The sequence below is a fragment of the Pantoea sp. X-Soil-ISGK-355 genome, from assembly GCF_059730805.1.
This window is the reverse complement of the sequence record NZ_AP035971.1, coordinates 194,238-219,501: the sequence shown is the minus strand read 5'-3', so window position 1 is coordinate 219,501 and position 25,264 is coordinate 194,238. Positions and strand designations below refer to the sequence as shown.

23 protein-coding genes are annotated in these 25,264 nt (G+C 56.3%); 7 read left to right on the top strand and 16 right to left on the bottom strand.

Annotated features, from left to right (window positions below; genetic code table 11):
- Positions 1-124: 124 nt before the first annotated feature.
- The gene (locus AC6I8J_RS00930; protein WP_222924749.1) at positions 125-988 is read right to left on the bottom strand and encodes a carboxylate/amino acid/amine transporter; all 864 of its coding nucleotides are present in this window, start codon (positions 986-988) and stop codon (positions 125-127) included.
- A 374-nt stretch (positions 989-1,362) separates the two neighbouring features.
- On the opposite strand from AC6I8J_RS00930, the gene glpT reads away from it, so the two are divergent.
- Complete coding sequence (glpT, locus tag AC6I8J_RS00925; RefSeq protein WP_161733917.1) at positions 1,363-2,703, top strand: glycerol-3-phosphate transporter; 1,341 nt, start codon at positions 1,363-1,365, stop codon at positions 2,701-2,703.
- Positions 2,704-2,749: 46 nt separating this feature from the next.
- Here glpT and yigL read toward each other — a convergent pair whose 3' ends face one another.
- Both yigL and pldB read right to left on the bottom strand, forming a co-directional pair.
- On the bottom strand, positions 2,750-3,550 hold the full coding sequence (gene yigL, locus AC6I8J_RS00920) for a sugar/pyridoxal phosphate phosphatase YigL (RefSeq protein ID WP_033784698.1): 801 nt from the start codon (positions 3,548-3,550) through the stop codon (positions 2,750-2,752).
- A 52-nt stretch (positions 3,551-3,602) separates the two neighbouring features.
- On the bottom strand, positions 3,603-4,595 hold the full coding sequence (gene pldB, locus AC6I8J_RS00915; RefSeq protein WP_161733915.1) for a lysophospholipase L2: 993 nt from the start codon (positions 4,593-4,595) through the stop codon (positions 3,603-3,605).
- A 112-nt stretch (positions 4,596-4,707) separates the two neighbouring features.
- Between pldB and rhtB the strand changes: the two genes are divergently transcribed.
- Positions 4,708-5,331, top strand: coding sequence for a homoserine/homoserine lactone efflux protein (rhtB, locus tag AC6I8J_RS00910; RefSeq protein ID WP_161733913.1), 624 nt, complete (start codon positions 4,708-4,710; stop codon positions 5,329-5,331).
- A 69-nt stretch (positions 5,332-5,400) separates the two neighbouring features.
- On the opposite strand, the gene AC6I8J_RS00905 is transcribed toward rhtB, so the two are convergent.
- The 4 genes from AC6I8J_RS00905 to pldA form a co-directional block, all read right to left on the bottom strand.
- Positions 5,401-6,210, bottom strand: a complete 810-nt coding sequence (locus tag AC6I8J_RS00905; protein WP_161733959.1) for a DUF1460 domain-containing protein — start codon at positions 6,208-6,210, stop codon at positions 5,401-5,403.
- 185 nt (positions 6,211-6,395) lie between these two features.
- On the bottom strand, positions 6,396-7,019 hold the full coding sequence (gene rhtC, locus AC6I8J_RS00900; protein ID WP_150013235.1) for a threonine export protein RhtC: 624 nt from the start codon (positions 7,017-7,019) through the stop codon (positions 6,396-6,398).
- 12 nt (positions 7,020-7,031) lie between these two features.
- Positions 7,032-8,861, bottom strand: a complete 1,830-nt coding sequence (gene recQ / locus AC6I8J_RS00895; protein WP_161733911.1) for an ATP-dependent DNA helicase RecQ — start codon at positions 8,859-8,861, stop codon at positions 7,032-7,034.
- A 24-nt stretch (positions 8,862-8,885) separates the two neighbouring features.
- Positions 8,886-9,764, bottom strand: coding sequence for a phospholipase A (pldA, locus tag AC6I8J_RS00890; protein ID WP_061061281.1), 879 nt, complete (start codon positions 9,762-9,764; stop codon positions 8,886-8,888).
- Between the two features lie 194 nt (positions 9,765-9,958).
- Here pldA and AC6I8J_RS00885 point away from each other — a divergent pair, with 194 nt between their 5' ends.
- Together AC6I8J_RS00885 and rarD are read left to right on the top strand one after the other, a co-directional pair.
- Positions 9,959-10,429 carry a thioesterase family protein gene (locus tag AC6I8J_RS00885; RefSeq protein ID WP_497825003.1) on the top strand — a complete coding sequence of 157 codons (471 nt, stop codon included), beginning with the start codon at positions 9,959-9,961 and terminating at the stop codon, positions 10,427-10,429.
- 23 nt (positions 10,430-10,452) lie between these two features.
- A complete protein-coding gene (gene rarD / locus AC6I8J_RS00880) occupies positions 10,453-11,352 on the top strand; it encodes an EamA family transporter RarD (RefSeq protein ID WP_222924753.1) in 900 nt (299 codons plus the stop codon).
- Here rarD and AC6I8J_RS00875 read toward each other — a convergent pair.
- The 9 genes from AC6I8J_RS00875 to AC6I8J_RS00835 all read right to left on the bottom strand — a co-directional run bounded on the left by AC6I8J_RS00875 (position 11,323) and on the right by AC6I8J_RS00835 (position 22,121).
- Positions 11,323-12,375 (bottom strand): AbrB family transcriptional regulator, encoded by a 1,053-nt coding sequence (locus AC6I8J_RS00875; RefSeq protein ID WP_161733907.1) that lies wholly within the window; start codon positions 12,373-12,375, stop codon positions 11,323-11,325. The two genes, rarD and AC6I8J_RS00875, sit on opposite strands and share 30 nt — an antisense overlap.
- Positions 12,376-12,472: 97 nt before the next feature.
- The gene (gene corA / locus AC6I8J_RS00870) at positions 12,473-13,426 is read right to left on the bottom strand and encodes a magnesium/cobalt transporter CorA (RefSeq protein ID WP_161733905.1); all 954 of its coding nucleotides are present in this window, start codon (positions 13,424-13,426) and stop codon (positions 12,473-12,475) included.
- A 302-nt stretch (positions 13,427-13,728) separates the two neighbouring features.
- The gene (gene uvrD / locus AC6I8J_RS00865; protein WP_033734817.1) at positions 13,729-15,891 is read right to left on the bottom strand and encodes a DNA helicase II; all 2,163 of its coding nucleotides are present in this window, start codon (positions 15,889-15,891) and stop codon (positions 13,729-13,731) included.
- Positions 15,892-16,045: 154 nt separating this feature from the next.
- On the bottom strand, positions 16,046-16,762 hold the full coding sequence (gene yigB, locus AC6I8J_RS00860; RefSeq protein WP_497825002.1) for a 5-amino-6-(5-phospho-D-ribitylamino)uracil phosphatase YigB: 717 nt from the start codon (positions 16,760-16,762) through the stop codon (positions 16,046-16,048).
- A complete protein-coding gene (gene xerC / locus AC6I8J_RS00855; protein WP_161733901.1) occupies positions 16,759-17,664 on the bottom strand; it encodes a tyrosine recombinase XerC in 906 nt (301 codons plus the stop codon). Before xerC ends, yigB begins: the two co-directional genes overlap by 4 nt.
- Entirely contained in the window at positions 17,661-18,365 is a 705-nt protein-coding gene (locus AC6I8J_RS00850) for a DUF484 domain-containing protein (RefSeq protein ID WP_013359688.1), read from the bottom strand. Before AC6I8J_RS00850 ends, xerC begins: the two co-directional genes overlap by 4 nt.
- Complete coding sequence (gene dapF / locus AC6I8J_RS00845; RefSeq protein WP_033734938.1) at positions 18,362-19,186, bottom strand: diaminopimelate epimerase; 825 nt, start codon at positions 19,184-19,186, stop codon at positions 18,362-18,364. Before dapF ends, AC6I8J_RS00850 begins: the two co-directional genes overlap by 4 nt.
- Positions 19,187-19,214: 28 nt before the next feature.
- Complete coding sequence (gene lptM, locus AC6I8J_RS00840) at positions 19,215-19,415, bottom strand: LPS translocon maturation chaperone LptM (protein ID WP_010257328.1); 201 nt, start codon at positions 19,413-19,415, stop codon at positions 19,215-19,217.
- A gap of 147 nt (positions 19,416-19,562) precedes the next feature.
- Entirely contained in the window at positions 19,563-22,121 is a 2,559-nt protein-coding gene (locus tag AC6I8J_RS00835; protein WP_161733899.1) for a class I adenylate cyclase, read from the bottom strand.
- A 317-nt stretch (positions 22,122-22,438) separates the two neighbouring features.
- On the opposite strand from AC6I8J_RS00835, the gene hemC reads away from it, so the two are divergent.
- Genes hemC through hemX form a run of 3 tightly spaced genes read left to right on the top strand, consistent with a single transcriptional unit; the run spans position 22,439 to position 25,264 of the window.
- A complete protein-coding gene (hemC, locus tag AC6I8J_RS00830) occupies positions 22,439-23,380 on the top strand; it encodes a hydroxymethylbilane synthase (RefSeq protein WP_161733897.1) in 942 nt (313 codons plus the stop codon).
- Positions 23,377-24,105, top strand: coding sequence for a uroporphyrinogen-III synthase (gene hemD / locus AC6I8J_RS00825; protein WP_497825001.1), 729 nt, complete (start codon positions 23,377-23,379; stop codon positions 24,103-24,105). Before hemC ends, hemD begins: the two co-directional genes overlap by 4 nt.
- A 25-nt stretch (positions 24,106-24,130) precedes the next feature.
- The gene (gene hemX / locus AC6I8J_RS00820) at positions 24,131-25,264 is read left to right on the top strand and encodes a uroporphyrinogen-III C-methyltransferase (protein ID WP_253420672.1); all 1,134 of its coding nucleotides are present in this window, start codon (positions 24,131-24,133) and stop codon (positions 25,262-25,264) included.

Here is a 25,264-nt window from a genome sequence, read left to right as displayed (position 1 = left end):
GGCTGGCGCGTCTGAAGAGCGAAGCGTCCGGGCCAGGAATGGCCCGGCCGATCCACAGGGATGTGAGATTCCTTCGCGATCGGACGCGCCAGCCCGGGAGGCCGCACCCATGCAACAGGCCTGTTTATGACAGGTCACCGCGCCCCACCACCCAGCGCTTATGCACCCACAGCGAGGCAAGAATCACCAGCGCGCCCGCAATAAAGCTCGGCCAGTGCGGTTTTTCCTGCCAGATAGCCAGATTCACCAGCAGCCCGGCAGGCACGTGCATGTTATTCATAATGCCCAGCGTACCGGCATCAACCTGCGTCGCACCGTAGTTCCACATAAAATAGCCGAGACCGGAAGCCGCAACGCCCAGCCAGACCAGAATGCCCCACTGCAATGAGGTGGTCGGCAATTTCTGCGGATTGCCCCAGGCACACCAGGCGATCACCGCAATCAACACCGCCCCCAGGTAGAACCAGGAGAAGGCCGTGTGCTGCGGCATCGGACGGGTCTCCTGCAGACGTTTATAGCCCACCATGCCAGCCGCGAAGCAGATGTTTGCCAGTTGCACTAACAGCAGACCGAACCAGAAATGATCGCTGACTTTGTCATAGCGAATAATGGCCGCGCCAGCCACCGCCAGCAGCGCACTAAAGATATAGCCGATGCGCAGTGGACGACGGCTGATCAGATCGTAAATCAGCGTCACATAAAGCGGCGTCATCACCGTAAACAGCAGGAATTCTGACACGCTAAGGTAGAGATAGGCTTCGAAGCTCAGCAGATACATCACCCCCAGTTGCAGCATCCCCACCAGCATATAAAGCAGCAGCGTTGAAAGGCGATGACCACGCCAGCGCAGGAAAGGCAAAAACACCAGCGCAGCCAGCGCCAGCCGCATCAGCACAGAGAACCAGCTATCCACCTGGCCAGCGAGATATTCGCCAATCAGGCTGAACGAAAATGCCCACAGAATGGTGGTAATAATCAATAAAAACACGGCGACGACCCCGAAATTAACAGGCCGTCAGTGTAAACAATGTGCCGCCGTCAGGCTGTGAAATCTGGTTGACATCTGATTATAAACCAGGCAATTAAAAAGCCTCCCGGACAGCCTGCTTACACTTCCTGACATAAAAGTCGAAAGAATAGGTTTTCAGCCACATAAAATGCGCGAAATGATCCATCAGATGATCGCTTCCGCTCCTCATTGTAATAAAACTGTAACAAATGTGTCATTCATCACAGTAACGTTGCGCAACTAACACTATTCTTTGCGCGAAATGGAACATTATGCATCCATTTTGTTCTGCACTTTCCTGCTCCAACCTGCCGGGAGTTAAAAACCATAATGTGCCCTGGAGGGCCTCACTGATGCTGAGCATTTTTAAACCTGCACCACGTCAGCCTCAGGTGGCGGAGGATCACGTTGATCCGCTCTACCGTCGTCTGCGCTGGCAAATTTTCATCGGGATCTTCTTTGGTTACGCCGCCTACTATCTGGTCAGAAAAAACTTCGCACTCGCCATGCCCTATCTGGTGGAGCAGGGTTTTTCACGTGGCGATCTCGGTTTTGCCCTGTCCGGCATCTCCATTGCCTACGGCTTTTCAAAATTCATCATGGGATCGGTCTCTGACCGCTCAAACCCGCGCGTCTTCTTACCGGCAGGCCTGATTCTGGCCGCAGCTGTGATGCTGATCATGGGATTCGTCCCCTGGGCGACCTCCAGCATCATGGTGATGTTTGTGCTGCTGTTTATCTGCGGCTGGTTCCAGGGCATGGGCTGGCCTCCGTGTGGACGAACCATGGTTCACTGGTGGTCGCAGAAGGAGCGAGGAAGGATTGTCTCGGTCTGGAACTGTGCGCATAACGTGGGCGGCGGTATTCCGCCTCTGCTGTTCCTGCTCGGTATGGCGTGGTTCAACGACTGGAAAGCGGCACTTTACATGCCCGCGTTTGGCGCGATTGCCATTGCGATTCTGGCCTTTGCGCTAATGCGCGACACGCCGCAATCCTGTGGTCTGCCACCGATTGAAGAGTACAAAAACGACTATCCGCCCGACTACGATGCCAGTCACGAAGAGGAGCTGACGGCAAAACAGATCTTCATGAAGTATGTGCTGCCGAACAAGCTGCTGTGGTACATCGCGCTGGCCAACGTGTTTGTCTATCTGCTGCGCTACGGCATCCTCGACTGGTCACCAACCTATCTGCGCGAAGTCAAACACTTCACGCTGGATAAGTCGTCGTGGGCCTACTTCCTCTATGAATATGCGGGGATTCCGGGAACGCTGCTGTGTGGCTGGATGTCGGACAAAGTGTTTCGCGGTAATCGCGGTGCGACCGGGGTGTTCTTTATGACGCTGGTGACCATCGCGACCGTGATCTACTGGCTCAACCCCGCGGGCAATCCTGGCGTCGACATGGCCTGCATGATCGTGATTGGCTTCCTGATCTACGGTCCGGTGATGCTGATTGGTCTGCATGCGCTGGAACTGGCACCGAAAAAAGCGGCGGGGACAGCGGCGGGCTTCACCGGCCTGTTCGGCTACCTCGGCGGTTCGGTCGCGGCCAGCGCCATTGTCGGTTATACCGTCGATTACTTCGGCTGGGATGGCGGCTTCATGGTGATGATTGCGGGCTGTGTGCTGGCGGTTATTCTGCTGTTACTGACCATGGTCAGCGAACACAATCACAAAAAGACCCCTGCCTGACGGCAATAAAAAAGGGCCGGATACCGGCCCTTTTTACGCTAACGGCTTAAGCCAGATAGAGCGTGCGCAACGTCTGCGGCACCGCATCATCAGCATTTGAACCGATCACATCCAGCTCCGGCAGCGTATCTTTCAACCGTTGATGGGCGTTCTGCATGATATAGCCCTTACCTGCCATGCTCAGCATCTCCACATCATTCATACCGTCGCCGAAGGCAATGCAGCTTTCCAGTGAATGGCCCAGCGTTTTCGCAACCGCTTCCAGCGCATGGCCTTTCGACACGCCGCCCGCCATGACTTCCAGACAGGTTGGCAGCGAGAAACTGACGTTAACCCGATCGCCCCAGCGCGCTTCAATTGCCTGCTCCATGGGGATCAGATGCTCAGGGTTTTCGCAGGTGAAAAAGACCTTGCTGATGTTGCTGGTTGGCAGCAGACCTGGCTCGTAGACCTGATAGTTGAACACGGACTCGCGGAAATAGTCCTGCTCAGCCGGACTTGAACGGCTGACAAACCACTCATCGTCGCGGTAAACGTGGGTCAGAATATCGCTGTGATGATATTGCAGGCCAAACAGGTCGCTGGCGATATCCTCATCCAGATTATGACTGAACACCAGCTCGCCCTCTGCATTGTGCACGCGCGCACCGTTTGAGGTAATCATATAGGCCGGAATCGCCAGGCTGTCGCGCATCTGTCCGACATCGATATGATGACGACCGGTGGCGAAGACAAAGTGAATATCCTTAGCGACCAGCTGCTGCAGCGTTTCACGTGCAAAAGGGGTCAGGCGATGTTCGGGAGAAAGCAGCGTGCCATCCAGATCGGATGCAACGATGTGATACATGAAAACCTCGGGTATCTGGTTCTGCCGGTTTTTACCGGTCGGATAAATAACGTCAGTGATGCGATGAAAAAAAGTCGACCACTGCATTGAGTGCTTCGGCACGCATCTCATCTTTTTCAAACAGGATCTCGTGACGCGCGCCGTCGATCACCCGTGGTTTATTACCTTCACACGGATGACCCGCAGCAGCCATCGCGGCACAAAACAGGTCCTGCGAACGATTGTCGACCACCCGATCATCGCTGGCCTGTAACAACAGCAGCGGCGTCGTAATCTTATCAACCTGACTGATGATGTTGCGCCCCGCATGGATGCCTTCACGTACCCAATGGTAGGTCGGCCCACCCACACGAATCGCCGGATCGTCCGCATAAAAACGCAGGTTACGCCGGTAACGCTCGGCGCTATGGGTCAGCCGGTTAATGCCAAACGGATGCGCGCGCCAGCGTCCGGTGCCGAGCGCATAGCCATCGCGTAAGGCTGGACGTTTCTCCGCCCAGTCCAGGATCCGATGGGCCAGAAAAGAGGGCAGCGGTAAGGCGATGCCAAACATGGGTGCCACCAGCGCCACTGCATGAAATGCCTGCGGCTGACGCGCCAGAAACAGCGTTAAGATTGCGCCACCCATTGAGTGAGCCAGCGCATAGCGCTGCTGGTAGTGACCGCTGACAATCTCTTTCAGATAGAGCGTTTCAAGATCGTCCACGTAATGCGTAAATTCCGCCACGTGACCACGGTGTGAATCTTCCAGCAGGCGATCGGAACGCCCCTGACCGCGATGATCGAGGATCACCACATCAAATCCGCAGTGAAAAAGATCGTACGCCAGCTCAGGATATTTTATGTAACTCTCGATGCGTCCCGGCACAATCAGGATCACACGCTTATGTTGCGGCGATGTGAAGCGGACATAGCGCAGTGTCAGATTACCCACGCCGGTAAACTCTAGCTCCTCACGACTGTGCCAGAAATCGAGCAGCGGCCCGGTGGCGAAGGCAGCAAAGGCTTTTTCTCGTCGCAGCCAACTGGCTTTGTGTTGATTCATTCGCCCTCCTGATGACCGGATACAGAGTCCTGAATGCCCTGCGCATGCCATAGCGCCGCGCTTATTTCTGGCGTATTGTGTCACAAATCCGCGACTAAAGAGAGCCTGACCCATGACCATCGAATGGTGGCTGACCTACCTGCTTACCACCACAATTCTCAGCCTGTCGCCCGGTTCCGGCGCAATCAATACCATGAGTACCGGTATCAGCCATGGCTATCGCGGCACAGTAGCCTCGATCACGGGTTTGCAGGTTGGCCTGGCGCTGCACATCGTGCTGGTCGGCATCGGACTGGGTGCGCTGTTTTCTCAGTCGCTGCTGGCGTTTGAAATCCTGAAGTGGGCCGGTGCGGCCTATCTGGTCTGGCTGGGTATTCAGCAGTGGCGCTCAGCAGGTGGCATCGATCTTGATGCGGTCGCCAAAGCGATGCCGCGTCGTCGCCTGTTCAAACGCGCCGTGCTGGTTAACCTGACCAACCCGAAAAGCATCGTCTTTCTGGCTGCCCTGTTCCCGCAGTTTATCCAGCCACATCAGCCGCTGTTTATGCAGTATCTGGTGCTGGGTGTGACCACGGTGGTGGTCGATATCATCGTAATGATTGGCTACGCAACGCTGGCCACACACATTGCTGGCTGGATTAAAGGGCCAAAGCAGATGAAGTTAATGAACCGCATTTTTGGTGGACTGTTTATGGCGGTGGGCGCACTGCTGGCCAGCGCCAGAAAAATCGCTTAACACTTTTCGCGCCGACACACTGAGGTCGGCGCGAACACTCCCTGTTTAACCCCTTCTTCCCGGGCACCATTAAGGCGCAGTCAGCGGCACCGCACGTAATACAATGATGCCCGACTTCGACTGCATATATTCCCTGAACGGCACATCGACAACTTTGCGATTAGCGGCCAGTGATGAAGCGTTCCTGAACCACCATTTCCCATCATGCCGGACGGCAATCCCGGCATGCGAGACATCCAGCCCCTGAGCGGGCGTGTAAACCCCAATGTAATCGCCAGTCTGGATCTGCTTCAGCACCTTTGGTGTGATTGCCCGGGCCGGAATATAGGTAATGCGGCGAGGAATCACACCCAGACCGGGCAGCCTTTCTTTTCCGCTGGCCTGACGATTCAGTTGCTTCACTACCGTTACCGCATTCGGACTAAGGGTGCCGGTTACGTCATCGGCATTGCGTGGGCTAACGGCAGACCAGTCGGTAAAAAAGTGGCGACGCTGCAGGTAGCTGACCTCACCGCCAGCGTAGCGGGTCCGAATCAGGCTGGCCTCAAAGCTGGCGCGGTCGTGGCTGCGGCTTAGCGCCTGGACGTAATCAAGCAGTGTAAAGCAATCCACACCGTTGAAATTGATCACCAGCGCTTCCGGCGTATCGGGCGATCCGATCAGCGTATCGGCCTGGTAGGGCGTACCGAGAAACGCGGCGGAAATCTGGCTAATCCTCTCGCCCTGCGGCTGCTCTGACGCCGGAGGTATCTGCGCCAGAATAGCCGGGACACTCTCTACTTTCGCCGGATCAGGGGCACGGTAATGGGCAGCATCAGGCGAGGCGCAGGCGCTGATACAGGCGGTGATGAAAAACAGCAACAGGGATTTTACTCGCATCATCATCTCCATGAAAAAATAGTCCGTTGGTACGACCATACCGGAGGTGATGGTTTCATTAATTAACGAATGGTGACTATTTATCTGCAGTTGCAACAGAGAGGCATCATCGGGTGCAGATTGAGAGGGAGCGGCAGGAGGTGAAATGACTGCCGGATGCGCAGCGCGCCCTCCGGCATAAGGGCTTAACGCGAAATAATCAGGTGGATACCAAAACCGGCGAACAGCACGCCAGCCATACCATCCACCCACTTCGCCAGCCGCTGATACTTCGCGCGGATCCATGGCAGCGCAAAGATAGCCGCCACCAGGGTAAACCAGGCAAAGGTTTCACCGACAATCAGCAGGAACAGACCCCAGCGCTCTGCTGAGCCGACATCATCACCCACAAATAGCGAGAAGACGCTGCCGAAGTAGATAATCGCTTTAGGATTCGACAGGTTGGTCAGCAGGCCCTTGAGAAAGCTCATGCCGCGTTTCGGCAGCTCTACCACCGGCTCATCCTGCTGCGGCTGCCTATGACGCTGACGCGCCGAGCGCATCAGTTGCCAGCCCATCCAGAGCAGATAGAGGCCACCGCCAACCATAATAATCTGATGCAGCCACGCCATTTTTTCCAGGATCAGATGCAGGCCCATCAGCGCCACGCCTGCCCAGACCACAATACCCAGGGTAATGCCCAGCACACCCATCATCGCCTCCTTGCGCGATCGGCTGGCGGCGGTCTGTGAGACAAAAAAGAAGTCGGGGCCGGGGCTCATCAGCGCCACCAGATGTACCAGCGCCACGGTTGCGAATAACATCAGCATGATTAGTGTCCTTTACTCTTCATCATCAAGATGCTCTTTGATCATCACCAGGAAGGGTTTGCCAAAGCGCTCCAGTTTGCGGTGACCCACGCCGTTAACGCTAAGCATCTCGGACGCGCTGACCGGCATCTGTTCTGCCATCTCTATCAGTGTGGCGTCATTGAACACCACGTAAGGCGGAATATTCTCTTCATCGGCGATTGCTTTTCGCAGCTTACGCAGTTTGGCGAACAGTTTGCGATCGTAGTTACCACCGTGAAACTTCGCCGGACCGCTGCTCTTTGTTTTCGCGGTAATTAAACGCGGCACCGCCAGCATCAGTGGCACTTCACCGCGCAGGACCGGTCGTGCTGCTTCGGTCAGTTGCAAAGCCGAATGCATAGCGATGTTCTGCGTTACCAGCCCCAGATGGATTAACTGACGTAACACGCTGACCCAGTGTTCGTGGCTCTGATCTTTGCCCAGTCCATAGACCGGCAGCTTGTCATGGCCCTGCTCACGGATACGCTGGTTGTTGGACCCGCGTAGCACCTCAACGATATAGCCCATGCCGAACCGCTGGCCCACGCGATAGATGCCGGAAAGCGCTTTTTGCGCTTCAACCAGGCCGTCATACCGTTTTGGCGGATCAAGGCAGATATCGCAGTTGTCACACGGCTGCTGGCGACCCTCGCCAAAGTAATTCAGCAGCACCAGGCGGCGGCAGGTCTGCGCTTCAGCAAACGCGCCCATCGCGTTGAGCTTGTGGCGCTCAATATCCTGCAGCGGCCCGGGCACTTTTTCTTCCAGGCATTTACGCAGCCAGGCCATATCGGCCGGGTCGTAAAGCATCATCGCTTCGGCGGGCAGACCATCACGTCCGGCTCGTCCGGTTTCCTGATAATAGGATTCGATGTTGCGCGGAATATCAAAGTGGACCACAAAACGGACGTTGGGCTTGTTGATGCCCATGCCAAAAGCCACAGTTGCCACTACGATTTGCAGATCGTCACGCTGGAACGCTTCCTGCACGCGGGCACGCTGTTCGCTGTCGATTCCGGCATGATACGCCCCGACGCTGAATCCACGGCTTTGCAGTCGCGCGGCGGTGTCTTCCACCTTAGCCCGACTGTTGCAGTAGATAATGCCGCATTTGCCGCGCTGATCCTGAACGTAGCGCAGCAGCTGATCGGTGGGTTTGAATTTTTCCACCAGCGTGTAGCGAATATTGGGGCGGTCAAAGCTGCTGATCTGAATCAGCGGATCCTGCATGTGCAGCAGATTAACGATGTCGTTGCGGGTGGTTTCGTCCGCCGTCGCCGTCAATGCCATGACCGGTAATTCCGGGAAGCGCTGACGCATCTTCCCGAGTGCACCATATTCCGGACGGAAATCGTGGCCCCACTGTGAAATACAGTGCGCCTCATCCACCGCCAGCATCGCCGGTTGCCAGTGCGCCAGACTGTCCAGGAAGTTATCCATCATCAGGCGTTCAGGGGCGATGTAGAGCAGCTTAACCCGGCCGGTACGACAGTCAGCCATCACCGTCTGCTGCTGCTCGCGCGTCATGGTGGAGTTGAGATAGGCTGCCGCCACGCCGTTCGCCAGCAACTGATCGACCTGATCTTTCATCAGTGAGATCAGCGGCGACACCACCAGTGTCAGCCCTTCGCGCACCAGCGCCGGAATCTGATAACAGAGCGATTTACCGCCGCCAGTGGGCATCACCACCAGACAGTCGCGCCCGCTCAGCGCCTGATTAATGATCGTCTGCTGACCGGGACGAAACTGCTGGTAGCCGAAGGTGTCCTGCAATACCTGCTGCGCCAGCGTTTCCTGATTAAGAACTGCCGAGGTTGCCACGCGATTCCTGTCTTACGTTAGGGATTAGAACAAGTCGTTAAGCGTTACACCCACACCCAGACGTGTCTGGCGATGGTTGTAATCGATCAGTGATTCACCGTAGCCGCTAAACACCTGAGTATAGAAGCGGACGTGTTCACTGATAGGGTAGCTCCAGCCCATTGTCGCGCCGCCATAACCGCTGTTCCAGTTATAGTTGCCCTCTACGCTGAAGATACTGTCGCCGAACTTATAGCCCAGCCGGGTGCGGTAGTAACCCATATATTTGGTGATGTCGGGATTATCATCGCTGCTCGCCCCTTCAGGGATACGATACCAGGGTTTGATTTCCGCCAGGAAGTTACCGTTCTCCGCCATCAGACGCGCATAGACACGGTTCCAGCTGCGTGAAGTCGGGTCACTTCGTCCATTAGATTGGTGATTCAGACCCAGTTCGACATCACGCAGCGTCCAGCCACCCAGCGAGTAGTCGGTCGCCCAGCCCAGAAAAATCTGCGGCTCATAGTTGGTCTCACGGAAAGGTGATGACTCAGCACTATTTGACAGCTGCCACCAGGAACGCTGGGTGTAAGAGGCTGCCAGCACCGAGTTGTCGCCCAGAATACCGCGCCACAGCGGAAACGCCAGGCTGAGCTGGAATTTCACTTCATCTTTGCGAGCGTTTTCACCCCAGTTATAGGAGGAGATCGCCTCTTTATTGAGGTCGCTGGTATAGGTGTAGAGCAGATAGTTGTTCTCGTAAGGATAGAGAACAAACGGGTTATCATGCTTCTCCAGCAGGTTAGCAATAATGCTGCCCTGAACCTGTGGCGCGTCATGAACCTCTTTAATCCGGGCTTCATCCGCCTGCGCCAGCGCAGGAAATATCAACATTGCCGCCAGCAAGGCGCGATGCTTACGCATAAAATTCTCCGGTGAACAGCTGCGTATCAGAATAACTGAAAGGGTGTTGTAAAAAGCAGGCCATTCTACACGCAAATGGCAGCGAGCATGAGTGCTGTTTTCTTAAACTGGAAACACCCTCGCAGGCGGCATAGAATACACAACTCATTCATGTTCCGCGCCCCTCTGGCCCGATTTTTTCAGGACACATCATCATGTCATCACCCGTGCTGACACCGCAGGACGCTCGCCAGCTGGTCGGCGAAATTTTTGTTTATCACATGCCATTTAATCAGGCGTTAGGCCTGGAGCTGATGCGCCTTGACGCAGACTACGCAGAGATCAGCTTCAATAACAAAACCATGCTGGTGGGCAACCAGGCGCAGCAGATTCTGCATGGTGGTGTTATTGCGTCGGTACTCGATGTGGCAGCGGGGATGGTCTGCGTCAACAATGCGTTAACCCGTCAGGAGAGCATCAGCGAAGCGGATCTGCGCCAGCGTTTGTCACGTATGGGCACCATCGATATGCGCGTTGACTATCTGCGTCCCGGACGCGGCGAACGCTTCACCGCCACCAGCAGCCTGCTGCGTGCCGGTAACAAAGTCGCCGTGGCACGCGTGGAACTGCATAATCAACAGGGCGATTACATCGCCACGGCTACCGCCACCTATCTTATCGGCTAACTATGCCACTGAATGGATCGCATATGGATACGCAACAAACCCGCCAGGGCATTGGCTTTGCACTGGGCGCCTACTTTATCTGGGGCATTGCGCCCGCCTATTTCAAGCTGGTCAAACAGGTTCCCGCCACAGAAATCATGACGCACCGGGTAATCTGGTCGGCACTTTTTATGGTGTTGCTGATTACCCTGAGCCGAAGCTGGCCCGGCGTGCGAGGCGTGCTGCGTCAGCCTAAAAAAGTGTTGCTGCTGGCGCTGACGGCCGTGACTATCGGCGGCAACTGGCTGCTGTTTATCTGGGCAGTCAACAATCAGCATATGCTGGAAGCCAGCCTGGGCTACTTTATTAACCCGCTGATCAACGTGGTCTTCGGCATGCTGTTTTTGCGCGAACGGTTTCGCCGCCTGCAATGGCTCGCCGTGCTGCTGGCCACCGTCGGCGTGCTGGTGCAGCTGTGGCAGTTTGGATCGTTGCCAGTTATCGCGCTGGGGCTGGCCCTGAGCTTTGCCGTTTATGGTCTGATGCGCAAAAAGATCCAGGTCGATGCACAGAGCGGCATGCTGATTGAGACCCTGTGGCTGTTTCCGCTGGCAGCCATTTATCTGTTTGGCTTTGCCGACAGCGCCACCAGTCATTTATCGGCGAACCCGCTGAGTCTCAACCTGAAGCTGATCGCAGCGGGCATTGTGACCACCATTCCACTGATGCTGTTTGCGGCGGCCTGCAGCCGGCTGCGCCTCTCTACGGTCGGTTTCTTTCAGTATCTCGGCCCGACGCTGATGTTTGTGCTGGCGGTGGTGTTTTACGGTGAAACCATCACGCCAGACAAGATGGTAACCTTCGGCTTTATCTGGCTGGCGCTGCTGGTGTTTGTCTGCGATGCGGTAGCGTTTTCATTCCGTTCCCGCGCGCGCATAGCGTGAAATAAAGCGCGCTAAAGCCGGGCCGGTCAACAGGATGGTAAAGAGACGCAACGTCTGCATCGCCATCACAAATGCCATGTTGACCTGGGTTCCCGCAGCAATAATCGCCACTGTGTCCAGCCCGCCTGGACTGGTGGCGAGATAGGCCGTCATCAGATCGATATCCAGCATGCGCGTCAATATCCACGCCAGCCCGCCACACAACAGCATCAGCCCGAAGATTGAGGCCAGCATCTGCGGCAGCGTGCGCAGTGCCAGCAGAAAGATCGGGCGAGTGAAACGCAATCCCACGCTCCAGCCAATCAGCGCATAGGCCACGGCCAGTAGCCACTCCGGCACCTGTAACACTGCGATATGGCTGCTGTTCAGTACCGCCCCCGCCAGCGCGGGCAGCAGCAGCGCGCCAGAAGGAATGCGCAGTCGTGTCCCCAGCCACGCGCCGGCCAGCATCACCATCAGCGTAATCGCAAAGCCATAATTCAGCACGGGAAACCAGAGCAGCGAAACGCTGTGCGCTTCATCGCCCAGCCCGATGCGCGCGACCAGCGCGGCCGCCGAGGCGACAAACAGTACCCGCAGATACTGCATAAACGCCACCAGTCTCACGTCAGCGCCAAAGTCCCCCGCCATTGCTACCATTGCCGAAGCACCGCCCGGTGACGAGCCCCATGCGCCGGTCGGGCCAGGCAGATGACTGAAGCGAACCAGCAGAAAACCCGACAGGCCGCTGGCGGCCAGCGTCAGCAGCAGCACCGCCAGCACGATTGGCCACTCCTGAACCAGCGGTGTCAGAATCGAAGGCGACAGGCTCTGCGCAATCATGCAACCCAGCACCGCCTGAGCAAGCAGGAAGAATCGTTTATCAATTCGCAGTGTGGCTCCTGACAGGCCCATCACCACACCTACAATCATCGGTCCCAGTAGCAGCGCGGCGGGTACATGAAAATAATGCAGCACCGCGCCCAGTAGTACCGAGATCAGCAGCAGTAGCGTCCACTGCGCGCGCAACGAAAAAGCGTCCATAAAAAGTTAATAATTTGTAAAAACAGGAGGGTAAGATTACGCAGAAATGGGGACAGGAGCCAGCAGAACGGGCCATCTCAGATGGCCCGTTCTTATTTTAAAGCCAGTTTTTACGTTTGAAATAGAGATAAGGCGCCAGTCCGGCCAGAATCATCAGGCCGATCGCGGCCGGATAACCAAAGCTCCACTTCAGTTCCGGCATAAACTCAAAGTTCATCCCATAGCTGGAGGCCACCAGCGTCGGCGGCAGAAACACCACGGAAACCACTGAGAAGATCTTGATGATGCGGTTCTGCTCAATGTTGATAAAGCCCATGGCCGCCTGCATCAGGAAGTTGACCTTCTGGAACAGCGATTCGTTATGCGGCAGCAGCGATTCGATATCGCGCAGAATTTCCCGCGCCTGCTCCAGCTGATTACCCGGAAGACGCGCTTTACGCACCAGGAAATTCAGGGCGCGCTGGGTATCCATCAGACAGAGACGCACCTTCCAGCCGATATCTTCCAGTTCGGCGAGCCGCGACAGCGCCTGATCGTACTCTTCGCCCTGCTGACCTTCCATGATCACCCGGCTCAGTTTCTCCAGTGCGCTATAGATGTTCTCGATTTCATCCGCCAGCTGTTCGATTTTGGTTTCAAACAGGTCGAGCAGCAGCTCAAAGGCATTGCCATCGATCAGGGTCTGGTTACGGGCGCGCATACGATAGAGGCGGAAAGCGGGCAGTTCACGTTCGCGCAGCGTGTAGAGTCGGCCTTCACGAATGGTGAACGCCACGGTGGAGTTACCGGCATGATCGTCAGCATCTTCATAGAAGAAGAAGGAGTGGATATGCAGACCATCTTCATCTTCGAAGAAGCGTGCCGAGGCCTCGATATCTTCCAGCTCTGGCCGTGTTGCCAGGCTCTGGCCCAGCTCCGTTTGCACCCGGTCACGCTCGCCCTCTTCCGGCTCGATCAGATCGACCCAGACAGAGTTGGTCAGTTTGTCGGTTTCGTCTTCCAGCTCCAGTCGCGTCAGGCGGCTGTGATCCAGTTTAAATGCGCTCAGCATAGCAATACTCCCCATTGCAGACTAAATGGGACAAAGCGGTCCGCCGTTCCTTTAAAGGGAACAGGCAGCCTGAACACGGAAACAGAGTTTCAAAGATAAATCAGTGCTGACTCGCGCGACGGAATCAAAAAGGGAGGTCGCTGATAACCGCTAAGGCTACCCGCGTAAAGAGGTAGCCTTAGATGTTATGCCTGATATTCAGGTCATTGAGCCAGCATCGACTGGGCGTGTCCAAGGCATTGTCCTCTCATGATAATAGTGGGCGCATGTTACGCTGAGACGAAAAAGCCGTCAACCGCGTGCTAAAGCGTTTCCAGCTTCGCGTAAGCCGCCACCAGCCACTTGATTCCCTGACCCTGAAACGCCACCTGCAGGCGACTGTGCTCACCGCTGCCTTCCAGATTAATGATGGTGCCTTCGCCAAATTTTGCGTGATGAACACGCTGGCCCAGCGCGAATCCACTGTCATTTTTGGTCACCGGGGCACCCATACGCTGATGGTTGACCGGACGGCTGACGCTGGCGCGCAGACGCACTTCTTCGATGCAGGTCTCGGGCAGTTCGCCGATAAAACGGGAAGGCCGGTGATACACTTCCTTACCATAGAGTCGGCGGGTTTCAGCGTAGGTCAGCGTCAGCTTGAGCATCGCGCGGGTCACACCGACATACGCCAGACGACGCTCCTCTTCCAGCCGCCCGCCTTCATCCAGCGACATCTGGCTTGGGAACATGCCCTCTTCCATGCCGACGATAAAGACCTGGCTGAACTCCAGCCCTTTTGCTGAGTGCAACGTCATCAGCTGAACCGCATCCTGCCATTTATCTGCCTGACCTTCGCCCGCTTCCAGCGCCGCGTGGGATAAGAAGGCCTGCAGCGGCATCAGATCTTCATCTTCATCCTGATAGCTGAACTGACGGGTTGCCGTCACCAGCTCCTCAAGGTTTTCGATACGCGCCTGACCCTTTTCGCCTTTTTCCTGCTCATACATCAGCCACAGGCCAGAGTCTTTGATAACCCGGTCGGTCTGAACATGCAGCGGTAATTCGGCAGTTTCGGTAGCCAGTGAATCGACCAGCTCACAGAAGCGTTGCAGTGCAGACGCGGCGCGGCCAGCCAGTGCGCGACTTTGTAGCAGTTCGCGCGTAGCCTGCCACAGCGTCATCTGACGTTCACGCGCCGTCTGACGCACCACGTCGAGCGTGCGATCGCCCACGCCGCGCGTCGGGGTATTCACCACGCGCTCAAAGGCGGCGTCGTCATTGCGGTTCGCCATCAGACGCAGATAGGAGAGCGCATCTTTGATCTCCTGGCGTTCAAAGAAGCGCATGCCGCCATAAATACGGTACGGCATGCTGCTCTGCAGCAGCGCCTCTTCCAGCACACGCGACTGGGCGTTGCTGCGATAGAGAATGGCGCAGTCGTTGAGCGCACCGCCGTTCTCCATCCAGACCTTGATGCGGTTGACCACGAAGCGTGCTTCATCCAGCTCATTAAAAGCGCAGTAGATAGAGATCGGTTCGCCATCGCTGCCTTCGGTCCAGAGCTCTTTACCCAGACGGCCATTGTTGTTGGCGATCAGGGCGTTGGCCGCTTTCAGGATATTATTGGTTGAGCGATAGTTCTGCTCCAGACGGATCGTTTCCGCGCCAGGAAAATCCTGCAGAAAGCGCTGAATATTCTCAACCTGCGCACCGCGCCAGCCGTAGATCGACTGATCATCATCCCCCACGATGATCACACGGCCGCTGTCACCCGCCAGCATCCGAATCCAGGCATACTGAATGTTGTTGGTATCCTGAAACTCATCCACCAGCACGTTGGTAAAGCGTTCGCGGTAGTGATTCAGGATATGCGGCTTGTTGAGCCAGAGCTCATGGGCGCGCAGCAGCAGCTCGGCGAAGTCGACCAAACCGGCGCGGTCACAGGCTTCCTGATAAGCCTGATAAATGCGCAGCCAGGTCTGCTCAATCGGATTGCCATAACTTTCAATGTGCTTTGGCCGCAGGCCTTCATCTTTTTTGCCGTTGATGTACCACATGCCCTGGCGCGCAGGCCACTGCTTGTCATCAAGGTTCATCGATTTGATCAGGCGCTTGAGCAGACGCAGCTGGTCTTCACTGTCGAGGATCTGAAAATCCTGCGGCAGACCGGCGTCAAGATGGTGGGCACGCAGTAAGCGATGCGCCAGACCGTGGAAAGTCCCGATCCACATCCCGCCCTGACTGGTGCCGATCAGATGTTCGATACGGTGACGCATCTCTGCTGCCGCTTTGTTGGTAAAGGTCACCGCCATGATTGAATAAGGTGAGCAGTTCTCGACTGACATCAGCCAGGCAATGCGATGCACCAGCACCCGCGTTTTACCACTGCCCGCGCCTGCCAGCACCAGCAGGTTACTGCGCGGAGCCGCAACGGCCGCGCGCTGATTGTCATTCAAACCGTCGAGCAGTTCAGAAACGTCCATAAGCACCGTTTACCAGAGAAAAACGCCGTCGCCGCGCTGTTTACTGCGCCTGCCGTAAGGCATTGTCGCGGCCAGTCAGGCTGCGCCACGGACGCCGGATAAAGCACAGCGGCCTGGCAGAAAAAAGGGAGACGACTGGATAAATTTACAGCCATTATAGCAGTGAGGTGAGTGATGCCAACCGCGAAATTTCGACATGCGGCAACAGGCGCGCATCCGGGATATGCATCAGGTTGCCCTGCCGCAGGTTAACCCAGCAGGCCTGCATGCCGCAGCGCAGTGAGCCGGCGACATCGGTAGTCAGGTCGTCGCCCACATGCAGAATGTGTTGTGGCGCAATATCAAGGCGTTGCGCGGCAAGCTGATACATATCCTGCCACGGCTTAGCGCGCCCGTCAGGTCCGGCCCGCAACGTGAAGCGGAAATATTCAGCGATGCCCATTTTTTCCGGGCTGGCGTTGCCATTGGTTACCGCCACCAGCGGGATTTTTTCCGCCAGCGCCTTCAGCGTTTGATGCGTCTCGTCCGGCATCTCGACCTGACTCCGCCACTGATGGAACACCGCCATGACCTCTGCCGCGCCCGCGGTCGCTTCCGCAGCAGAGAGGCCGATATTCAGCATCGTCAGCTCTACCGAACGGCGTCGCCACTCTGAAACGTCATGATAGATCTCAGGCTCGCGCTGCAGCAGTTGATCGCGCAACTGCTGATAATCCTGCGGCGTGAAGTCACGCAGCGCCGGATGAAAAGCCTGCAAAGCAGCGTGAGACTCCAGCGTGGTGCGACGGATTACTGGATAGTTATCGTAGAGCGTGTCATCAAGATCGAAGGTCATGGCTTTTATGGCCGACAGCGGACGATAAAACTTCATTCGTTCTTTCCTCGTTTGGCGCGGGGATGCGCAGCGTCATACACCGAAGCCAGATGCTGGAAGTCGAGATGGGTGTAGATCTGGGTAGTCGAGAGGTTCGCATGACCCAGTAACTCCTGCACGGCACGCAGGTCGCCGCTGGACTCCAGCAGATGCGTGGCAAAAGAGTGTCGCAGCTTATGCGGATGGATATGGCTCGCCACACCCTGTCTGATGCCCCATTCGGCAAAGCGTTTCTGCACGTTGCGGGGCGAGATGCGGTTGCCTCGCGTCGACAGAAACAGTGCATCATCCTGGCCGCCAAAGGTTTCACGCAGCGGCAGCCAGTGCTGGATCCAGGTGACCGCCGTGCGGCCAATCGGCACCCGGCGCTCTTTACTGCCCTTACCCACGACCCACACTTCGCCGGAATCGAGGTCGACGTGGCGGCAATCCATATTCACCAGCTCGGAGAGACGCAGCCCGCCGCCATACATCACTTCCAGCATTGCGCGGTCGCGCACCGCCAGCGGATCGTTAAGGTCGATCTCCAGCAGTTGGTTCACTTCATCCACATCAATATTCTTAGGCAGATGGCGCGCTTTACGTGGCGTCATCACCCCTTTGGCCGGATTAGCGGAGAGCAACCCCTGGCTCACCTGCCAGTCGAGAAAACTGCGCAGGGCGGAGAGACGCAACGCGAGGCTGCTGGCAGAGAGTCCGGCGCGACGACTGCGCGCCGCCATGCTGCGCACCTGCGCAGGTTCCAGTTGCGCCCAGCTGCCGAGTTTCATCTCATCAGCAATTGCAACCAGCGCGGTCAGCTGGCGCGCATAGCTGCTCTGGGTTAACGGACTCAGCTGGCGCTCCACTTTCAGGTAGCGCAGAAATCCGTCGACCGCCTCCTGCAGCGCGCTGCTCATGCGCGCTCTACCCAACGGGAAAGCAGGCCAGGCATCATCTGTGAAAGATGCTGTAACAGCAGCGTTCCCATGCCCGACTGATAGTGCTGGCTGTCACGGCTGCTGAATACCAGCACGCCGAGATCGCCCTCTTCGCCCATCAGCGACATCGCAACCGAGCCAATTGCTTTGGCCTGCGGCAGCAGCAGCAGCAGTTCCGGCCCATTGATATTACCGAGATAATGATGCTGGTTGCCGAAGCGCTGAATACGCAGCGGTTCAAACGCCTGACGCGACAGGCTCAGTTGGAAGAAATCGGAGGGCGCGCCCAGCAGCCATTTATCACTGAACAGCCGCACATTGGCGCCCGCCAGGCCTAACTCTCGCGCCCAGCGATGCAGACGGTTGAGCATATCCTGCAGCGAATCTGCCGCGGCCAGATGACTTTCCAGCGACAGCAGACGATCAAACAGCTCATGGTTAGCGCTGGCCTGCTCCATCAGCAGGGTGATCTCTTCTTCCAGCCGCTGGATGTGGTTGCGTTGCCGCGCCATGTGCCACTCGACCAGTGACACGCTGCCGCGCACCGGATGCGGTACCGCCATCTGTTCAACTTCGCGGGCATTACGGATAAAGAAATCGGGATTCTGCCGCAGATAATCACTGACGGCCTGATCGTCCAGCAGAACCGAACTGTCAGCCTGCTCTTCGATATTTTTCATAGATGAATAAACCCATCGTAGACGTGTGTCGCAGGCCCGGTCATGTAGAGCGGCTGACCGGCACCTTTCCAGGAGATATGCAGCGTCCCGCCAGGCAGATCGACACGCACTTTCGGTGCCAGAATGCCCTGCTGAATGCCGCATGCAACGGCAGCACAGGCGCCGCTGCCGCACGCCTGCGTTTCACCCGCTCCACGTTCGTAGACGCGCAGCCGGATATGTTCGGGATTAATGATCTCCATAAAACCGACATTGACGCGATCCGGGAAACGCTCGTGGCTCTCGAGAATCGGGCCCAGCAGTTCAACCTGCGCGGTTTTAACGCTTTCCACCTGAATGACGCAGTGGGGATTCCCCATCGACACTGCACCCAGCATCACCGTCTGTTCGGCCACGCGCAGCAGATAGAGATTCTCGGCTTTATTGGCGCGGAACGGCACCTGCTGAGGCTCAAAGTTGGGCTCACCCATGTTCACGCGCACGTGATCGTCAGGCGTCACGGTTAACACCATGCGGCCATTCTGGGTACTGACCCGGATGTCGCTTTTGTTGGTCAGCCCTTTCAGCTGAACAAAGCGGGCAAAACAGCGTGCACCGTTGCCGCACTGCGCCACTTCACTGCCGTCAGCGTTGAAAATTCGATAATGAAAATCGAGATCGGGATCGTAAGGCGGTTCAACAATCAGCAGCTGATCAAAACCGATCCCCAGATGACGATCGGCCAGCCGGCGGATCAATTCCGGCGAGAAGAAGACGTTTTGTGTCACTGCATCCACAACCATAAAATCGTTGCCGAGACCGTGCATTTTGGAGAACTGCATTTTTTGCTCCGCCGGATAAGCCATCAGATTAGTTCGCTTTTACGCCTGAATTGCCGGTCACCAGCCCGCCGACATCGGCTTTAGAGGCATCCGCTTTCTGGCGGTCGGTTGGGGCTTGTTGTTTCTTCGGCTGGTCCTTCGGCGGGAAGTAGAGCGGTCCTTTCAGACCACAACCTGCAAGGCTGATTACTGCCAGTGTCATGGCCAACAGGCTTATTACTTTCTTCATTCTTTATGCTCTTTATGTCCTTTACCTGGATGCTTATCATCGCAGTTGAAGGTGGAAAAGCAACAGGAAATCCCCGCAAATAGCGTGAACCGGGTGACAGGCCAGGAAGATAGCGGCCACCTGCAGAGCGCAGGCAGCCCGTCAGCATCAATGCACCTGATAGCGCGGTTGATAGTCGCTGTTGTCGTTGTCAGGCTGCGTCGTACAGAGCTGCGTCAGCGTCTGACTCCGGAATGGAATCACCTGGAATCGATCACCGGTGTTCACAATCTGGTAGAACTGCGGCAGGTTGAAGTTGATAAAGCTCGACCCATAGGTGAAGCGATCGTGCGATGAGGAGTAGAAGCGGCTGACGTCGCGCACCAGCTCCTCTTTGCTGCCTTCACAGTGATGATAGACCTCAACCCGATTGGTCTCATCAAGGATATAGATGTTGAAGCCGCGCTCATCCGTGGTGTTTTCAAAGAAGAACTGAATGATGCCTTCGCTGGCATAGCCGTTCACTACCGGTGGCAGCGGCGTCTGATTCGTTTCGACTTTGATCGACAACCCATGCAGCTTGTTGTTGGAGATCGCGCCATAAAATTCCACGGCGTTTTCCAGCTTCTGCACCGAGACACTCATGCGTTCAAAGAACAGTCCCCAGGTCTCGCCTGCCATGCGCAGCGCTTTGAAGCGGCCCGGCTCCTGACGTGTGCTGGAGAGGCGCAGCTCAATGCATTCAGAGACCAGCTGTTGCACGCGCGTGCGAATCAGACCGCGCAGATGCTGGCTGTAGCAGAACACTTCCACCGTATCCGGGGGTGCGGCATCCTGATGCATCTTGCCGAGAATGGTTTTCAGCCCTTCGATCATCGCCTGTTCACCGCTAAAGTGCAGCGTGCGCACTTCATTCCAGGAGTTGCGATAGAGCAGATCGATGCTGCCAATCAGGCACTGCTGCTGCTGACCAAAGCTAAAGACATCCAGCTTGCGGAAGTCGAAGTGCACCACCTGATTGCGGAAGGCCGCCGTCGGATCGTGCTCAAGGTTAACAATAATCGCGAGGTGCCGGATTTCGCACGGGCTGTAGAGCGCTTTTGGCGTCGGCGAAGGCAGACGCAGCGGGAAGTGGCTGGAAACATCGTTAACCAGCTCCTGCAGGCGCGCCAGGTCGCAAATCTCATTGCCTTTAATATGCAGCCGGGTTTTACGGGTCAGCAGACCATTGAACCACGCCCAGGCCACCAGCTTGTTCAGGTAGCGGTTATATTCCAGCGGCTGATGGCTGATGATCGAATCCATGTCCGGTGCCTGGTTATAAAGATACCAGCCGGAACGGTTGGCGCGGCCAGGCGGCACATGAATAAAGGTCAGATTCGGTTCAGAGAGATCGGGCGAAATCTGTGGATTCACCAGCGTCACTTTGCCCGGCAGCGCTTCAAACGCGGCATACAGTTTACGGGTCAATACACCGATATCCTGCGGACTGGCGCTGACGCTTAAGTTGTTGCGACGGGCAAAGCGGATCAGGTTGCGATAACTCTGCATCATCGCATCCAGTAATTCGTTATGGGCTTCGCGCACCCGCTCAATTTTCCACCCGGCACGGTTGTCCAGAATGGCGATCTTCTCTTCGTTCCAGCCCCACTCTTTAACCAGCTGCGATAAAATCTCGCGACGCCAGCCAGTGCGTTGCTGATGATCTTCGGTGCTGAGCTTTTCACATACTTTGAGATAGAAGCAGCGACGCACCAGATCAAGGCGCGGCTGATCGTCCACGCTGGTCAGGTAGTGCGTCACGCGCTCAAGCATCATGCAGTAAGGATCGAGGCCAAAGCAGATGATTTCGCCGTCGTGCAGGCGCTGTTTGATATCCATTGCCAGCAGTTGTGTGTTCGGGTATTCCCAGCTGTAGGCTTCCAGCAGCAGCGTTTTCAGTACGGCTTTATAAGGCGAGTCGATACTTTTATAGAGCTGCCACAGGCTGGCACCGAAATACTCTTCCGCCGACAGCGTGCCGAGGCCGCCCAGATCGAGCCACTCATTGGGGGTCAGCACGCCTTTGGCGTACAGCGACATCACGTAGTCATCGTAATGGTGTTCTTCTTCGCCCGGCACCATATTCCACAGGAGGCGTTTGCCCGCCATACGAACCGCGGTACGGTAAAACTCATCCAGCAGTAAAATGTGTTGTGTGGAGCCGCAGTCTTCACCGCCCAGGCTGCCGCTTTCGTTATGACGGAAGCGGTTCTCGTCAATCAGGAAGAAACTCACTTCCACGCCCATCGAGACACACCACTTCTGCAGCAGCGTACATTTACGCTGCAGATTCAGCCGCTCTTCATTATCAAGCCAGGATTGATGACACACCCAGATATCGAGATCCGAGACGCTGTTCTGCCCGACCGAGGAGGTACTGCCCATAGAGTAGATCGCAGTGATCGGCATTTCGCCTTTCGGCGCATCGGCATGGCGCAGGTCGCTGTCGCCGGTGAGATCGGCCAGCAGCTGTCGCTGATTTTCATCAGGCGTGTAGAAGCTGATGCCATGTGGAACGCTACCTTCAAGGTAACCCGGCATCTGCGGATGTTGATAATGTAATAAGGTTGGCAGCAGACTGTAGACGCGCTGGAAAGCGGGTCCCATGGCAGCCAGCGCACGATCAACGCGCAGCTGGTTAATTGCATCCAGTCTCTGTTTCAGTGTCTCAATGTAGAGGTACAAGACGTTTCGCCTGATTGTCCCAGTGTTTAAGCACCCTGTTTCCACGCTCTGCCGCTTATAAAAGTAAAAAAGTGGGCAGATAATTGCTGGAAACGTGATCAATCTATCACTCGGCAGATTGACCGTAAAGAAAGTTGCGCTACTTAACAGTTTAGCACGTTCTTACCAGCTTCCCGCCTTTTCGGCACTGGTTGCCACGCTATGGCTTGATAAACCGGGCCTGAAACCGCGCACAGGCCGTTTTCAATCCGTTGAAACTGACAGTATTCACCCAGAGATGATAGGATATTCAGTGAACGATAAAAATGGTTAACAGCATGTTAGACAAAATTTTCAGAATTGCTACAAGACAAAGCCCGCTCGCATTATGGCAGGCACATTATGTACAGCAACGACTCATGAGTGCCCATCCGGGACTGCGCGTTGAGCTGGTGCCTATGGTCACCAAAGGTGACATTATCCTTGATACGCCGCTGGCAAAAGTCGGTGGTAAAGGGCTGTTTGTCAAAGAGCTTGAGCTGGCAATGCAGGATGGCCGTGCCGACATGGCAGTGCACTCTATGAAGGATGTGCCGGTCAGTTTTCCTGAAGGTCTGGGCCTGGTAACCATCTGCGAGCGCGACGATCCGCGTGATGCGTTCGTTTCTCATCACTATGACTCCATTGATGCGCTGCCACAGGGTGCCGTTGTAGGTACCTCCAGCCTGCGTCGTCAGTGCCAGATTAGCGCGCGCCGTCCGGATCTGGTGATCCGCTCGCTGCGCGGCAATGTGGGTACCCGACTCGGCAAGCTCGATGCCGGCGAGTATGACGCGATTATTCTTGCCGTCGCCGGACTGAAGCGTCTGGGGCTGGAAGATCGCATTCGCCAGGCAATGCCTGCCGAAGTCTCCCTGCCCGCCGTGGGTCAGGGTGCAGTCGGCATTGAATGCCGTCTGGATGATAGCGTCCTGATTGACCTGTTACGGGCACTGAACCACGATGACACCGAAGTCTGTGTCAGAGCGGAACGCGCCATGAATACCCGCTTAGAGGGTGGCTGCCAGGTCCCCATTGGCAGTTTCGCGGTGCTGGAAGGCGATAAGCTCTGGCTGCGCGGCATGGTCGGTGCACCGGATGGCCGGGTGATGGTCAGCGGCGAACGCCGTGGTCCCCGCGCTCAGGCTGAAGAGATGGGCATCTCACTTGCCGATGAACTGCTGAACGGCGGCGCGCGTGAAATCCTGAAAGAGGTCTATCAGGGGCAGCCGCCGGCATGACCATCCTGGTGACGCGCCCGGAACCCGCAGCGGCAGAGCTGGTGTCACGCCTGCATGCCCTTGGCAAACAGGCGTGGAGCCTGCCGTTGATCGAGTTTGCGCCAGGCGCTGATCTCGATTCCCTGCCTCACAGGCTCGCCGGACTTCGTGCCGGTGATCTCGTCTTTATTCTTTCTCAGCAGGTGATTCACTACGCACAGCACGCGATCAAAGCATGGCCCATGGAGCTGGACTATTATGCAATTGGTCGCAGCACCGCGCTGGCGTTTCACACCGTCAGCGGACAGCAGGTGACCTGGCCTCATGCGCATGAAACCAGTGAGGAATTGATCCAGATAAACACGCTTCAGCAGGTTGCCGGTAAACGTGCGCTGATCCTGCGTGGCGATCCCGGACGCGAATTGCTGGCAGAAACATTAACCCGGCGAGGTGCTGAGGTAACGTTTGCTGCCTGCTACCAGCGCTGCCAGAAGCATTATGACGGACCGGTTGAAGGCCGCCGCTGGCGCGATCGCGGCGTCTCTGTGCTGGTGGTGACCAGTGGTGAAATGTTACAACAGCTTTTTTCGCTGTTCCCCGCGGTTGATCGCGAGGAATGGCTGCTCAACTGCCGACTGATAGTCGTCAGTGAACGTTTGGCTACCCTGGCCGCAGGATTGGGTTGGCAGGATATTCAGGTAGCCGATGGTGCCGATAACGATGCGCTGCTGCGCGCGTTACGCTGAACTTTAACAATGGGATGTGCCACATATGACGGAACAAAAAGACTCCTCCGCCATGGTTGAAGAAACCACCCCAGCGGTTGACCGCTCTCCTTCCAGCAACAGCACACCACCGCGTAATGCGAAAAAGGGTGGCATGGTGTTGGGTGCAGTTGCGATTGTCATCGCGCTGGCGATGGGTGCAGGTTTATACCTTAACGGGAAACATCAGGCTGATTTACAGGCACAAACCAATCAGAAGCTGAGCGACCAGTTAAGCGCATTGCAGCAGCAGGCCAGCAGCGATAAACAGCAGCTGACACAGCAACTGAGTGGCGCTGAAACTGCCCTGCAGACGGCACAGCAACAGCAGGCTGCGTCAGCAAAAGCGCTGGAAACGCTGCGTGAAAAAGTGGCCGTGATTTCTGGCAACGACGTGCGTAGCTGGCTGCTGGCACAGGCGGACTATCTGGTGAAACTGGCTGGCCGCAAACTCTGGAGCGATCAGGATGTCACTACCGCAGCTGCATTGCTGAAAAGCGCCGATGCCAGTCTGGCTGACATGAACGATCCCAGCGTCATGAATGTGCGTCGCGCCCTGACTCAGGATATCAGTAACCTCTCTTCTGTTACGCAGGTCGACTACGACGGCGTGATCCTCAAGCTGAATCAACTGTCGAATAACGTTGATAATCTGCGTCTGGCCGATAATGACAGCGATGATACGCCGATGGACAGTGACGGCGGCGAACTCTCAGGTTCGGTACGTGAATGGCGTCAGAATCTGGTGAAAAGCTGGCATAACTTTATGGATGACTTTATTACTATCCGCCGCCGCGATAATACCGCACAGCCGCTGCTGGCCCCGAATCAGGATGTTTACCTGCGTGAGAATATCCGCTCGCGTCTGCTGATTGCTGCGCAGGCCGTACCACGTCATCAGGATGAGATTTATAAACAATCTATCGATACCGTGTCCGCCTGGGTTCGCGCCTGGTATGACACTAATGATGCTGCCACCAAAGCCTTCCTTGCCCAACTGGATGAGCTGAGCCAGCAGAACATCAATATGGATCTGCCGGATAACCTGGAAAGTCAGCCGTTGCTGGAACAGCTTATGCAGACCCGCGTGCGGAACCTGTTGGCGCAACCGTCTGCTGCTGCTAATCAGCAGGGAGGCTAA

What these genes read in the sequence shown, in the direction of transcription:
- lptM (WP_010257328.1), bottom strand. Translation starts at nt 19,415, where the DNA reads ATGAAGAAAGTAATAAGCCTGTTGGCCATGACACTGGCAGTAATCAGC.
- glpT (WP_161733917.1), top strand. Translation starts at nt 1,363, where the DNA reads ATGCTGAGCATTTTTAAACCTGCACCACGTCAGCCTCAGGTGGCGGAG.
- xerC (WP_161733901.1), bottom strand. Translation starts at nt 17,664, where the DNA reads ATGAGCAGCGCGCTGCAGGAGGCGGTCGACGGATTTCTGCGCTACCTG.
- AC6I8J_RS00850 (WP_013359688.1), bottom strand. Translation starts at nt 18,365, where the DNA reads ATGAAAAATATCGAAGAGCAGGCTGACAGTTCGGTTCTGCTGGACGAT.
- hemX (WP_253420672.1), top strand. Translation starts at nt 24,131, where the DNA reads ATGACGGAACAAAAAGACTCCTCCGCCATGGTTGAAGAAACCACCCCA.
- AC6I8J_RS00875 (WP_161733907.1), bottom strand. Translation starts at nt 12,375, where the DNA reads ATGGACGCTTTTTCGTTGCGCGCGCAGTGGACGCTACTGCTGCTGATC.
- yigL (WP_033784698.1), bottom strand. Translation starts at nt 3,550, where the DNA reads ATGTATCACATCGTTGCATCCGATCTGGATGGCACGCTGCTTTCTCCC.
- AC6I8J_RS00905 (WP_161733959.1), bottom strand. Translation starts at nt 6,210, where the DNA reads ATGCGAGTAAAATCCCTGTTGCTGTTTTTCATCACCGCCTGTATCAGC.
- AC6I8J_RS00885 (WP_497825003.1), top strand. Translation starts at nt 9,959, where the DNA reads ATGTCATCACCCGTGCTGACACCGCAGGACGCTCGCCAGCTGGTCGGC.
- pldB (WP_161733915.1), bottom strand. Translation starts at nt 4,595, where the DNA reads ATGAATCAACACAAAGCCAGTTGGCTGCGACGAGAAAAAGCCTTTGCT.
- rarD (WP_222924753.1), top strand. Translation starts at nt 10,453, where the DNA reads ATGGATACGCAACAAACCCGCCAGGGCATTGGCTTTGCACTGGGCGCC.
- yigB (WP_497825002.1), bottom strand. Translation starts at nt 16,762, where the DNA reads ATGAAGTTTTATCGTCCGCTGTCGGCCATAAAAGCCATGACCTTCGAT.
- rhtC (WP_150013235.1), bottom strand. Translation starts at nt 7,019, where the DNA reads ATGCTGATGTTATTCGCAACCGTGGCGCTGGTACATCTGGTGGCGCTG.
- rhtB (WP_161733913.1), top strand. Translation starts at nt 4,708, where the DNA reads ATGACCATCGAATGGTGGCTGACCTACCTGCTTACCACCACAATTCTC.
- corA (WP_161733905.1), bottom strand. Translation starts at nt 13,426, where the DNA reads ATGCTGAGCGCATTTAAACTGGATCACAGCCGCCTGACGCGACTGGAG.
- pldA (WP_061061281.1), bottom strand. Translation starts at nt 9,764, where the DNA reads ATGCGTAAGCATCGCGCCTTGCTGGCGGCAATGTTGATATTTCCTGCG.
- uvrD (WP_033734817.1), bottom strand. Translation starts at nt 15,891, where the DNA reads ATGGACGTTTCTGAACTGCTCGACGGTTTGAATGACAATCAGCGCGCG.
- dapF (WP_033734938.1), bottom strand. Translation starts at nt 19,186, where the DNA reads ATGCAGTTCTCCAAAATGCACGGTCTCGGCAACGATTTTATGGTTGTG.
- hemC (WP_161733897.1), top strand. Translation starts at nt 22,439, where the DNA reads ATGTTAGACAAAATTTTCAGAATTGCTACAAGACAAAGCCCGCTCGCA.
- hemD (WP_497825001.1), top strand. Translation starts at nt 23,377, where the DNA reads ATGACCATCCTGGTGACGCGCCCGGAACCCGCAGCGGCAGAGCTGGTG.